Here is a 12,097-nt window from a genome sequence, read left to right on the forward strand (position 1 = left end):
GCCGACTCCGCGCGAAGCACTCTGATTACGTCCCGGGCCCGGCCGGCCACTGTGCGACGTCCTTCACGCGACGTGAGCCACGCTGCATCCGGCAGGCCGGTATCCGGCCACGGGGTCACGCGGGGGCGCGTTCGGAGGCCTGGGCCGCGCGGTGTTCGCCCGAAGGTGGCGACACGCGACGCAATGCTCCAATCCGACCTCGCGCTCCAGGTGAAGATCAGCTAATTACCGTTCGAAGTCGCCGCGCCAGGCGCAGGACTTCGGGAGGAAAAGGTGCGTTTCCGTAGGACGATGGTCTCGCTGGCGGCCGGAGGGATGCTGTGCTCCGCAACGGCCCCGGCCGCCGCCGACGCGATCTCACCGCCGAAGATCCAGCCCTTCGATGAATGTTCTGCGGCGGACTACCAGAACGATCCCCGGCTGGGGCCGGCAAAGCTTCCGTTCTTCGGCGACGTCGGTGATGAGGTCGACGACTACTCGCGGACCGGCGGCCATTCGACCGATCAGTTCCTGGGTACCTGGTGGGACCCGTCCGCCAGTTTCTCGCCGTTCCCGTCCGTACCGGGGAACTGGATCTTCCCGACGGCGGACGGCTATTACATCAACCCGGACGGCTCGCCGATCAGGACCGAGGTGTCGCTGGTTCCGGGCCAGCGGATCGACCGTTTCGGCCTGCCGCGCGGCAGCTTCCTCTCGCCTCGGGGGACGGACTACGAGAACAGGTCGATCCCGCCGTCCAACCTCGACGACGCCGCGGATCCGGGCGACTGCAATTACCACGCCTACCAGGTGGTCCGGGAGTTCCGGGTGTTCTCCGGGGCGATCCGCCCGTGGTTCGACCAGCCCGGTAACGGCCTGCAGTACCAGGTCGTGTGTTCACTCGTCCCGGGGGGGACTACGTCGCCACGGTGCAACCAGACGACGGGAAACCTGCAGGTCCAGTACCTGCTGGACAACAAGTACCTCGTGGAAGTTCCCACGGACGACCGGATCGTCTGACCCGCCGGCCCGCCTCGGTGAAACGGGCTCGGCCGGCGGGCCCGGTGGGCTACCGGCCGAGCATGGCCTCCAGCGCGATGTTGTCGGCGTCGCGGAAGGCGAGGATCCACCCGAACGGAAGCTCCTGGGTGGGGGTGAACACGGCCCCGGCCTTGGCCAGCCTTTCCTCGAGGACGTCGAGATCGGTCATGCTCTCGACGGAGAAGGACAGGTGGTCGAGGCCGGGCCGGGTCTCGTCGAACAGGTCCGCGCCGCCGCCGTCGTGTTCGCGCAGAACGATGCTCAGGCCGCCGGGAAGAACACCGTGGGCGAAGGACGTCGTGTCACCGCGGCCCCGCACCAGCTCCTTCCAGTCGAGAATCTCGGTGTACCAGCGGCAGCTGATGTCCAGGTCCCGCACTGTCAGGCTCACGTGTGACACACCGCTGAGCGGCATTTCCGTCCTCCAGGTCTCGGACAGCCGGACCGGCGTGCTTCGGCCTGCGCCGGCCCGCCGGGGTGTTTCGTGCCTCGGCGGCTCGTGCGGCCGTCCGGGCAGGGCCGACTGTAGGGAAGGGCGTCATCGGGTGCGCGATCCGAACGGCCTTCCTGTACACCGGGCCGGCCGCGTCCGACGGCCGGTCTCAGCGCGAGGCGCCGGGGTGCGCGCCGAGTTCCGCGGTGAGCGCGGCGACGAACCGGTCCCGCCGCGGCGCGGGGAGTTCCGGGTAGGCAGGCAGGAACACCAGGCCGGTCAGGACTCGCCGAGCGCCCGGTGGGGCGGGTTCGACGGCGCCTATCTGACTGGTGGTCGGCGCCGCGTCGACGCCCGCCGCCCGCAGCGCCTCGACCACGCGGGCCGGGTCGTCGACGATGACGGGGAACAGCCAGTAGGTGTGGTGTTCCGCGGCCCCGCCGGGACGGAACACCTCCGGTGGCAGCGCGCCGGCGAGCGCCTCGCCGGCGGCGGCGCGCCGTCGCAGCCGGTTCGCGGGGAACCGGGCCAGGCGCCGGGTCACCGTGCGGGCGAGGGCCGGGCAGGGCCGGCGCTGCAGCCAGCCGGTGAACCCCCGTTCGTCCCGTGGCACCCGGGAGCGCATCAGTGCCTGCGGGTCCCGCCGTCGCGCACCGCCGAAGAGCAGGCCGTAGGGCCGGGGACGGGACAGCGCCAGCGCGACGACGCATACGACGGCCCGTCTGGCGTACTCGCGCCGGGACTGCGCGGGCCACCGCTCCTGGCGGGCGCGCATGTCGGCGGCGAGGTCGGGCCGGCGGGTCCAGGCGACGGCGCCGCCGAGCGCGGTGGCGGTCTTGAGCAGGCCGAAGCTGAACAGGGACACGTCGGCGCGCGGGTCGCCGCGGTCGGCCGGCCCCTGGATCGACTGGGCGCAGTCCTCGATGAGCAGCAGGCCGTGCGCGCGGGCGGCCCGGGCGGCGGCGTCGAGGCTGGACCGCGCGCCGAACAGGTGGGTGACGACGAGCGCGCGCGTCCGATCGGTGATCGCCGCGTCGAGCGCAGCCTCGTCGACGGCGAGCGTGAGCGGATCGATGTCGACGGGGACGGGCCGCAGGCCGTGTAACTCGATGATCCTGATCATGTCCGGGTGGGTGACGGCAGAGATCGCGACGTCGCTGCCCGCCGGGAGGCGCGCGGCGCTCAGCAGCAGGTGGAATGCGGACCGCACGGACAGGCACAGGAGGCCGTCGCCGTCGCCGTCGGGGCCTGGGCGGTCACGGGGGCTGTCGAGGTCTGGATGTGGCCCGTGCCCCCTCCGGCCGATCACGGACGGTGCGCCGCGCCGCCTGACTCCGGCGGTCAGTGCGTACATCGCTCCGGCCACGGTGCAGTCGATGCGGTGCGTGGGGAAGAGGTTCACAGGTAGTACTTACCAGGGCATATGGGTTATCCATCGTACGAAGTGCTTGTCGTGGAGCATGCGCGCCCGGCGCCGCGCCGCCCGCGGGCCGACCACCACCATCCGCGGCGGCGACGGAACAGCGCGGTTGTGGAACATTGCGGACGGGTAGACAGTCGGGCGTCGACTCAATGAGATCCATGGACGCCCCGAGAACGGCGAGCCGGACCAGCCCCAGCCGTCGACTGATCAAGGCCACGCACAGGCACTGCTAACCGGCCCGTATTTGTCCTGGCCGCAGTCGTGATCTTGCGTAGTGGGTGGGGGGTCGGGCAGTCACTGGATAACAACGCTGCGGGTAGTCCGGTCCCCGGGTAGCCTCCCCACGTGCATTCCGGTATCTGTGTGCCCAATCTCGGTGAATTCGTGGATCCGCGCCGGGTCATGGACCTGGCGCGGCGAGCCGAGACCGCGGGGTGGGACGGCTTCTTCGTCTGGGACCACGTGGTCTTCCCCTACGGCCCCGCCCAGGAGGTGGCCGACCCCTGGGTGCTGCTGACCACGGTGGCGCTGGCGACCGAGCGGATCAGGTTCGGCCCGCTGGTCACCCCGGTGGCGCGGCGGCGTCCCGGGTCGCTGGCCCGCCAGACCACGTCGCTGGACCGGCTCTCCGGGGGGCGGCTGGTGTTCGGCGCGGGGCTCGGCTGGACGCTGCCCGCGGAGTACGGCACCTGGGGCGAACCGGTCGAGCCCCGGGAGGTGGCGCTGCGGCTGGACGAGGGCCTGGCGGTGCTGGCGGGGCTCTGGTCGGGGGAGCGCGTGGACTTCCGCGGCGAGTACCTGACCGCCACCGACGTCACGTTCCTGCCCACCCCGGTGCAGCGCCCGCGGCCGCCGGTCTGGATCGGCTGCAACTGGCCGAACCGGCTTCCGCTGCGTCGCGCGGCCCGGTGGGACGGCGTCGCCCCGATGATCATCAACCCGCGGGACGGTTCCGCGGAACCGACGGCTGCCGCGGTGGCCGAGATCGTCGCCACCGTCAGCGAGTACCGGGACGCCGCCGGGCAGGGGACCGGCGGTGAGCCCGGCAGTCGGCAGCGGGCCGGCGGCGAGGTGTTCGACGTGGTGATCACCGGGCGGACCGGGCCGGATGAGCCGGGCGCGGCGCGGGAGACGGTCGAGTCGATCGCGGCGGCCGGCGCGACCTGGTGGCTGGAGGGCTTCCGCCCGGCGCCCGGGGAGTACGCCGCCGCCCTGCGGAGAATCGAGGCGGGCCCGCCGCTCTAGAACGGGACCGCCGCTCTAGAACGGGACCGCAGTTCTGGAACGGGCCAGCCGCGGTGATTCGCTGGCCGTCGGAACGGTTGGCGGATCACCGCGGCTGGGATGACCGGGCGGCGGGCGCTTCGGGCCGGCCGGCACGGAGCGGCCGGCCGGGCCCGAACGGCCTCAGACGCGGTAGAGCTTGGTGGCGTTCTCGCCCATGACCTTGCGCTGTGTCTCCGGGCGCAGCGAGCCGACCTGCTCGGCGACCATCTCGAGCGGGTTCGGGTGCAGGCTGGTCGGGTGCGGGAAGTCCGTCTCGAACATGATGTTGTCCTCGCCGACGGTGTCGACGAGGTGCTGGAGGTCGCCGCGGCCCTTCTCGAACCAGAAGGTCGCGTACCAGTTCGACGCGAAGTACTCCGACGGCCGCTTCTGCAGCTTGTGGAAGTACTCCGGCGCGTTCTCCTCGAGCTCGTAGTCCATCGCCTCGAGCATGAAGGGGATCCAGCCGATGCCGCTCTCGACCGAGACCATCTTCAGGTTCGGATGGCGGTCGAACATTCCCGAGTAGCAGCTGTTGAGCAGCAGCCGGGAGTTGTTCTGGAACAGCGACGCACCGCCGATCGCCGGCTTCACGTAGTCGTCCTGGCTCGGCCAGTAGGTCGTGCCGAAGTAGGACAGCGAGGTCTGGCTGGCGCCGATGTGGAAGTGCACCGGCAGGTTCAGCCCGGCACAGACCTCCCAGAACGGGTCCCACGCCGGGTCGCCCAGGTCCGGTGAGCCGGAGTCCTGCGGGTCGGCGGTCATGTTGACCCCGCGGTAGCCCATCTCCGCGCAGCGCTGGGCTTCGCGCACGCAGGCCGCGATGTCCCACGCCGGCATGATCGGCATGGGGAGCAGCCGGTCGCCCGACTCCGCCTGGACCTCCGCCATCGCGTCGTTGTAAAGCTCCACGCAGAGCCGGACGACCGTGGGGTCGTCGACCGCGTTGAACAGGTTCTGGCCGCCGATGCCGATGGCGTTCGGGTAGATCACCTGGGTGTCGATGCCGAGCTCGTCCATCAGGGTGATCCGCCGGCCGGCGTCCCACGCCGCGGGGTGGACGCTCTCGATGCCCCAGTCCCCGCCCTGGGAGTCCTTCCACGGGTGCTTCTTGCCGTCGTGGTCGATCGTGCCACCGGAGCCCGCGCGGCCGAAGGACTTGCCGGCGACGACCCACATGTCCTGGCCGTTGATCCGCTGGACGTGCGGGACCTTGTCCTCATAGCCCTTCGGGGCCCGCTCGGTGAACAGGTCATGGCGCTCGGTCATGTGGGAGTCGGCGTCAACTACTCGTAAACCTTCGACCAACTTGACCACGGCGTGCCTCCCGGTGTCGACGCAGCGCCCCCGCCTGTCCGGGCGCTCCAGCCGAACGTAACTCACTACGACATGACTGGCAATTTCCAATTTTTAATCTACGATCAAGCATGTGGGTCGCCGGGGCTGCGACCATGAGGGCGTGGCCGAACATGCCTTGAAACGAGCCAGGACGAGCCGCGCCGTGGTCGAGTGGGTGCACCGGCAGATCTTCGACGGGCGCCTGCGCCCCGGCGACCGCATCGACGTCGAGAGCATCAGCGCGACCCTCGGCGTCAGCCCCACGCCCGTCCGCGAGGCCCTGGTGCTGCTCGAGCGGGACGGCGTCGTCTCCACCCAGGTGCACCGGGCCGCGTTCGTCGAGCACTTCGACGCCCGTACGCTGCGCGCCGACTTCCACGTCTTCGGCCTGCTCAGCGGCGTCACGGTGTCCCGGATCGCGCGTGGCCGCGACCCGGGCGTCCTCGCCGAGATGCAGCGCATCCTCGGCGAGCTGCGGGCCACGCCGGCGGAGGCGCGCACCCGCTGGTACGAGCTCACCACCGAGATGGTCCTGTTCCAGCACCGGGCCGGCGGCACCCCCCGGCTGCGCGCCGACCTGCGCGGCTTCGGTGACTTCCTCGACTGGACGGCCCGCCAGAGCGACCAGCGCGACCACGCCGAGGTCGTCCGGGCGCACGAGCTCGTCATCGACGCCATCGCCGCCGGCGACGAGCACGGCGCCGCCCAGGCCCGTCTCGCGGACGCCCGGGCCGTGGCCGAGGAGGTCATCCGCGAGTTCGTCCGGCGGGGGGTGCTGTCCGCCGAGGCGGGCGCGGTCGGAACTGGCTGAGCACGCTGCCCGCGGCGCGAGTGGTTGCCGGACGAGCGGTTACCGGACGACGACCCGGACGCGGGCGAGGTTCTGCACGAGGCCGAAGGGCGCCTTCGGGTCGCCGTTGCGCTCGGAGGTCACCCGTACCACCGGGAAGTAGGTCCCGGGCCTGGTGAAGGTGTGGGCGATGGTCAGCCGCGCCGCACGGTCGATCCTGTCGAGCTCGGAGTGCTCCGGGTAGCGTCCGGTGCCGTCGAAGTCCCATTCCACCTTGATGATCTTTCCGGCGTCCGGGGGTGTCTCCGCCTGCACGGAGAGAGTGACCGGTTGGCCGGCGGCGGCGTCGGCGCGGGCGGCGGGCCTGACGTCACGGGTCCCGACCCTGCTGACGGCGAGGGTGACGGTCGGCTGGACGCCCCTGCGCTCCGCGGCGGTCGCCGCCGGGTGCACCTGCGTGTCGCCGTCCACGGTGTAGGCGGTGCTGGCCGGAGGCGCGGTCCCGTTCGCGACCCACTCGTCGAGGTGGAGGAGGGCCTGCTGGAGCTCGCCGTCGTAACTGACAAGGTGCGTTTCGGCCGCCGGGTTGAGCGGCTGGGTGTGTCCGGCGTTGTCCATGAACCACACGCGGTAGTTGTCGTTCAGCTTCGATCCGAGCGTGGCCTTCGCCTGCCTGGCGTACCAGTCCGCGGGCCAGGGGAACGCCTCGACGTCCATCAGGGAGGCCAACATGATCATCTTGCCGTGGAACTTCCCGGTGGGAACCCCGCCGCTCACCGCCTGGGTGAACGTCGGCCCGGCCAGTACCGTCCGTTGCGGATAGAGCGGAGCGCCGTTCGCGTCGCGGAACTGGTTCCAGCCGTACAGGTCGCGCGACGGGACCTGGTAGCGCTGGTAGTACTGCAGCGCGAGGAACCACGAGTTGTCGATGCGCACGCGGTCACCCGGCCTGATCGCGCCGGTCACCGCGGAGTCCGCGTTGTCGCCGAAGGTCACGGTGTCACCGTCCGAGCCTCCCAGCGGGACTGTCTTGCCGGCGGCGGCACCGCTGACGACGACGATGTCCGCGCCGGTCAGGTCACCGGTCGGTGCGGCGGAGAGCCTCAGCCCGCTGCCCGGGTCGCCGGTGACCGCGGTGACGTCGGCCTCGAACCGGACCCGAGCCGTCCCGGCCGACGACGCCGGGTCGGTGCCCGCGTAGCCCGGCCTGGTCCAGAAGTCGTCGACGTAGCTCGCGTCGAGGATGCGGACACCCCCGCCCACCGCGGAGAACGCCCCGCCGTCCAGGTCCGCGTAGTTCCACCAGCCACGAAGCGGGAATCCAAGCCGTGTCGCCTCCCGGAGCACCGTCTGCTGCTCCTTGTTCAGGCCGGCATAGGGGTCGCCGCTGCCGCCGGGCTCCATCGCGTCGACGATCTGGGGGAACTTGTCGTGGAGCACCCGTAGCCCCAGCAGTTCCACGGTCATGCTGCTGGGGATCGAGTTCCCGGTCCCGGGCACCATGGGCACTCCGCCGTCCCACACGCCGTCGGTCTTCTCCAGTGCGCCCATCGTCTGGTACGCGCCGCCGCTGGCCCCGTAGATGTAGCCGCGCGGCCGGGCCGAGTCGCCGTACACCTGCGCCGCGACGACGCGGGAGAACTTCGCCGACGCCGCGTTGACGCGGTACCCCCCGAGCTCACCGGCTCCGGGCAGGCCCCCGGCGTTGTTGGTGGCCACGGCGTAGGCGCCGTTCGTGACGGCGAAGGCGATGGTTCCCGGCAGGGCGTCCTCGGTCCCCAGCGTGGGGTAGGTGTACTCGAAGAAGCGCCCCTCGTACCGGTCCGGGAAGTAGAAGGCGAATTTGGCCTTCGTGTCCCGGAACCCGCCGTGGACGTAGCGAAAGCTCACCGTGACGTCCGTCGCCGGATCGGTGGCCTTCCGGCGCTCGTCCACATCGACGTACGGCCGGGTCAGCTCGGGGTCGACGCACGACCCGGTCACGATCAGGGGGCCGTCCGGCGCGGCCGGCTCGCAGGACGGGCCCACGAGCGGCCCCGCGTCGATGTCCAACGGGTGCCCGAGGTTGGTCCACACCGGTCGCGGGGCGGGCGCCGCGTCGTCCGATGACGACGAGCAGGAGGCCGTCATCGAGACCGCGCCGGTGATCAGCAGTATCGCGGAGCCCGTCAGCAGCGGCCGGATGCGACGCCGGCGCGTACCGGCGCCCGAGTCCCCCCGGGAGCCTCGTAAGCCTCGGTCGTCTTCCGTCGTCTTCGGTCGGGCCTGTGCCGCCCGTGTGCCTCTGGTTTCGAGGTACCTGGCCAACGCTGTCACCGCGTTCCCTTCGATCCGGCGCCGCCGATGTCGCCAAAGCGCCAGCCGGCCGGGCGCGCTGGGAAGTGCTGCCGCTGGTCGGACGACCAGGACACGGGCGAGGTCCTCCGTTGGCTGGCAGGCGTTCCCTACGCGCCCCGCGGCGCCTCGGATCCGGGACCAGCCACGGCGAAAAGGATCTTTCCCCCAACAAAAATTGAGCAAAGCATAAAGGCAAGACCCGAACAAGGCTGAGACTCGCCGGTGTGTGGGGTCGAGCGTGTCGATGAGGAGCGAAAGTTAGCTCGAACTCAATGTTGGGATGCGTATCGTCTGGGCATGGCTTCCACGGCCGGTCGCGCGCGCGGCCGTTACGCGCGCACGGCCGGGCGTCGGCGGGAGATCGCCCAGGCCGTCCTCGACCTGGTTGAGGAGAAGGGGCACGCGGGGGTGACGACCGCCGAGGTCGCGAGGCGGGCCGGCACCAGCGAGGCCACGGTGCTCTACCACTACCCGAGCCGGGATCACCTGCTGGTCGCGGCGCTGGAGCGGGACGAGGAACTCACGGTGCTCCAGGCCGAGCGGGACGGCGTGCGGCCGGCCGCCGGCCTCGCGGGACTCGACCTTGACGTCCTCGGTGAGCATGCGCAGGCCGCGGCACGGCGGGAATCGCTGCTGCGGCTGCGCGTCGCCCTCGCCGGTCTTGCCGCGACCCCCGGTCATCCGGCCGCGGACTACTTCGCCCGCCACCGCCGGGTCGCGATCGAGACCTACGCCGGCCTCGTCGCCGAACGCCAACGGCGCGGCCAGGCGCACCCGAGCCTCGACCCGGTGGAGGTGGCACGGCAGGTCATGGCCACCTGGGAAGGCCTCAACGCCCAGTGGCTCCTCGCACCGGACTTCGACCTCGGGGCCACCCTCGTCAGCGCGTTCCGCAGACTGTCCGGCCAGAACTGGATGGAGGCCGCCCGCGCGGTGCTGGAGCCCCCCACGGGCATCTGACGACCGTGCCCGCCTGCCCGCTCCCGTCGGCCCGGCTGGCCCGCCGGGCCGGCGCCGTGCACTACGCCGTCCGAGCGGAGGCGTCGCTTCGCGGGTGCGCGACGGGGCCGCCATGAACCGGATCATGATTTGGCGCAGGCCTTCGCGACCAGCGGTCACAACCCGCGTCGGATCGCCCCCGGCCGTTGCTCAGGACACCGGGCTCCCGGTCCGCGCGAGGTGCTCGTGCAGGAGCCGGATGGCGGCCGCGCCGTCGGCGACGGCTGAGGCGACCCGCCGGACGGCGCCGACGCGGACGTCGCCGACGGCGAACACACCCGGCCTGCTGGTCTCCAGCACCTGGGGCGGCCGGTCCCGGCCGGTCGCCCGTCCGGCGTCGTGGCCGGTGAGGACGAAACCGTCGGCGTCGAGCGCGACGGCGCCCGCGAGCCATCCGGTGTTCGGCCGCGCGCCGGTGAGGATGAACAGCGCCTGGGCCGGGAGCGTGCCCCGCGCCCCGGAGTGGTTCTCCCGGACGACGACCTCCCGCAACGTGCCGTCCCCGACGACGCCCGCGACCTCGGTGTGCGCCAGGACGACGACCCGGGGATGGCGGCTGATCCGGTCGACCAGGTAGCGGGACATGCGCTCACCCGGCTCGTCCTCCCGCACCACCAGGTAGACCTCGGTGGCCACGTCGGCGAGCAGGAGGGTGGCCTGCCCCGCCGAGTCGCCGCCGCCGACGACCGCGACCGGACGTCCACCGCACAGCCGGGCCTCCATGAGGGTCGCCGCATAGTGGACGCCGGCGCGCTCGAACCGCTCGATCCCACGGGTATCGATACCTGTGGGATCGGCACCCGTGGCATCCGTACCCGTGGCCTCGGTGCCCGCGATGTCGAGACCGTTGTACCGGGCACCGGTGGCGATCACCACCGTCCGACTGATCATCTCGAGGGGCAGCCCGCCGGGGTCGTAGCGGACGACGTGCAGGTCGCCGTCCGGCCGCAGGGCGAGGGCTGTGGCCGGGACGCTGATCTCCGCCCCAAGTCTGTTCGCCTGGACGACGGCCCGGTCGGCGAGCTCCCGGCCGGAGATCCCGTCCGGGAACCCGAGGTGGTTCTCGACGCGGGACGAGTCGCCGGCCTGCCCGCCCGTCCCGACCGCGTCGAGGACCGTGGTGGTCAGCCCCTCCGCGGCCGCGTGGACCGCGGCCGCGAGCCCGGCGGGCCCGGCCCCGACGACCAGCACGTCCCGGATGGGGGCTCCCGGCCGCGCCGCCGGCAGGCCCAGGGCCCGGGCCAGCTCGGAGTTGCTCGGGTTGCGTAGCACCAGCCCGCCGAACCAGATCACCAACGGGGTGTCGCCGGGCGGCACGTCGGCGGCGCGCAGCATCCGCTCGCCGTCCCGGTCCTGTTCCAGGTCGACGAAGCGGTACGGCAGCCGGTTGCGGCAGGCGAACTCGCGCAGCCGGCGGCTGTCCGGGCTGAACCGGGAGCCGATCATCCAGAACCCGGCATCCAGGCCGACCGGCATCGCCCGGCGCTGGAAGTAGGCGCGCACGATGTCGTCGCCGAGCGGGGCATCGGCCGCGGGCGGCGCCGGATGCGACATGGCGCTCGGTCAGCCGGCGCCGGATGAGTCGGCGGCTCCGAAGGAGCTCTGCCCGAAGGGCGTCGGAGCGTCCGGCAGGCCGCCGCCGGACTCCTCGGCCCGCCGCGCCTTCCCGCCGCCTCCCTTGGACTCGGCTCCCTTCGACCCGGCTCCCGAACGGCCGCCCCGCGAGGACCCGGCCCGCGCGGAACCAGCCTTCGCGGAGTCCGTTCGCGTGGAGTCCGCTCGCGGGGAGTCAGCCTGCGTGGAGTCCGAATCTTCGGAGTCGTCCTGGGAGAGTTCGCCGGCCGAGCTGTCGATGGTGCGGCCCGGCTCGGCCGACGGCGCGGAGATCTCGATACGGCGGGGCTGGCTACGGCGGGCCTTCGCCAGCCGGACGGTCAGGAGGCCGTCGTCGAGGCTGGCGTTCACCTCGTCCGGGTCCACCTCGCCGGGCAGCAGGATGACGTGCTCGAACTGCCCCACCCGGCGGGTCTGGCGGCGCAGCGTGCCACGGCGCTCCCGTTCCCTGATCTCTCCGGTGACGAACAGCTCGCTGTCCCGGAGGTCGATCGAGAGATCCTCGGCCCGGGCTCCGGGCAGCTCGAGCTCCACGACGAACTCGTCGGCGGTCTCCTCGACGTCCACCGCCGGCGCCAGGCCGGCCAGCACGCCGTAGGGCCGCCGTTCGCCGCCGCCGGTGACGTCGCCGAGCAGGCTGCCCATGCGGGTCCAGGCGTCCTCGATCTCGCGGAGCGGATCCCATCGGATGGTCGGTACCTGGCGGCCGGATCCTGCGCGCACGGGGTTTGTCATGATTCACTCCCTGGCCATTACTCATGTTCCTGGGCGGCCTACTTCCTGGGCGGCCTACCCGTCAATCGTCGGCGGGGTCCGCCCGGTCGGCAAGCCGCCCGGCCGTGACCCGTTCAGGCGGCCATTTCTGATCTCCTGTTCG

10 protein-coding genes are annotated in these 12,097 nt (G+C 71.9%); 4 read left to right on the plus strand and 6 right to left on the minus strand.

Annotated elements, in window-relative coordinates; all coding sequences use genetic code 11:
- The first annotated feature begins 273 nt into the window (after positions 1–273).
- Positions 274–999 (plus strand): TNT domain-containing protein, encoded by a 726-nt coding sequence (locus tag AC559T_RS17625; protein WP_498869432.1) that lies wholly within the window; start codon positions 274–276, stop codon positions 997–999.
- A 49-nt stretch (positions 1,000–1,048) separates the two neighbouring features.
- Here AC559T_RS17625 and AC559T_RS17630 read toward each other — a convergent pair whose 3' ends face one another.
- Both AC559T_RS17630 and AC559T_RS17635 read right to left on the minus strand, forming a co-directional pair.
- The gene (locus tag AC559T_RS17630; protein ID WP_235014504.1) at positions 1,049–1,411 is read right to left on the minus strand and encodes a VOC family protein; all 363 of its coding nucleotides are present in this window, start codon (positions 1,409–1,411) and stop codon (positions 1,049–1,051) included.
- Positions 1,412–1,622: 211 nt separating this feature from the next.
- Entirely contained in the window at positions 1,623–2,855 is a 1,233-nt protein-coding gene (locus AC559T_RS17635; protein WP_498869433.1) for a DegT/DnrJ/EryC1/StrS family aminotransferase, read from the minus strand.
- Positions 2,856–3,221: 366 nt separating this feature from the next.
- Here AC559T_RS17635 and AC559T_RS17640 point away from each other — a divergent pair, with 366 nt between their 5' ends.
- Positions 3,222–4,121 carry an LLM class flavin-dependent oxidoreductase gene (locus tag AC559T_RS17640; RefSeq protein WP_368955043.1) on the plus strand — a complete coding sequence of 300 codons (900 nt, stop codon included), beginning with the start codon at positions 3,222–3,224 and terminating at the stop codon, positions 4,119–4,121.
- 162 nt (positions 4,122–4,283) lie between these two features.
- Here AC559T_RS17640 and AC559T_RS17645 read toward each other — a convergent pair whose 3' ends face one another.
- Positions 4,284–5,459, minus strand: a complete 1,176-nt coding sequence (locus AC559T_RS17645) for an amidohydrolase family protein (protein WP_498869434.1) — start codon at positions 5,457–5,459, stop codon at positions 4,284–4,286.
- Positions 5,460–5,601: 142 nt separating this feature from the next.
- Here AC559T_RS17645 and AC559T_RS17650 point away from each other — a divergent pair, with 142 nt between their 5' ends.
- Positions 5,602–6,291, plus strand: a complete 690-nt coding sequence (locus AC559T_RS17650) for a GntR family transcriptional regulator (RefSeq protein ID WP_071065411.1) — start codon at positions 5,602–5,604, stop codon at positions 6,289–6,291.
- Between the two features lie 39 nt (positions 6,292–6,330).
- On the opposite strand, the gene AC559T_RS17655 is transcribed toward AC559T_RS17650, so the two are convergent.
- Entirely contained in the window at positions 6,331–8,400 is a 2,070-nt protein-coding gene (locus tag AC559T_RS17655; RefSeq protein ID WP_498869435.1) for a hypothetical protein, read from the minus strand.
- Positions 8,401–8,904: 504 nt separating this feature from the next.
- On the opposite strand from AC559T_RS17655, the gene AC559T_RS17660 reads away from it, so the two are divergent.
- Positions 8,905–9,567, plus strand: coding sequence for a TetR/AcrR family transcriptional regulator (locus AC559T_RS17660; RefSeq protein ID WP_071065413.1), 663 nt, complete (start codon positions 8,905–8,907; stop codon positions 9,565–9,567).
- 189 nt (positions 9,568–9,756) lie between these two features.
- On the opposite strand, the gene AC559T_RS17665 is transcribed toward AC559T_RS17660, so the two are convergent.
- Together AC559T_RS17665 and AC559T_RS17670 are read right to left on the minus strand one after the other, a co-directional pair.
- On the minus strand, positions 9,757–11,160 hold the full coding sequence (locus AC559T_RS17665) for an NAD(P)/FAD-dependent oxidoreductase (RefSeq protein ID WP_112108156.1): 1,404 nt from the start codon (positions 11,158–11,160) through the stop codon (positions 9,757–9,759).
- A gap of 9 nt (positions 11,161–11,169) precedes the next feature.
- The gene (locus tag AC559T_RS17670; protein ID WP_112108155.1) at positions 11,170–11,955 is read right to left on the minus strand and encodes an Hsp20/alpha crystallin family protein; all 786 of its coding nucleotides are present in this window, start codon (positions 11,953–11,955) and stop codon (positions 11,170–11,172) included.
- Positions 11,956–12,097: the final 142 nt, after the last annotated feature.

The organism is Frankia sp. Hr75.2, assembly GCF_949319125.1.
Classification (GTDB): Bacteria; Actinomycetota; Actinomycetes; order Frankiales; family Frankiaceae; genus Parafrankia; species Parafrankia soli.

Bases quoted from the DNA above. Each gene is read 5' to 3' on its own strand.
- AC559T_RS17655 (WP_498869435.1), bottom strand. From the start codon at position 8,400: ATGACGGCCTCCTGCTCGTCGTCATCGGACGACGCGGCGCCCGCCCCG.
- AC559T_RS17660 (WP_071065413.1), top strand. From the start codon at position 8,905: ATGGCTTCCACGGCCGGTCGCGCGCGCGGCCGTTACGCGCGCACGGCC.
- AC559T_RS17665 (WP_112108156.1), bottom strand. From the start codon at position 11,160: ATGTCGCATCCGGCGCCGCCCGCGGCCGATGCCCCGCTCGGCGACGAC.
- AC559T_RS17670 (WP_112108155.1), bottom strand. From the start codon at position 11,955: ATGACAAACCCCGTGCGCGCAGGATCCGGCCGCCAGGTACCGACCATC.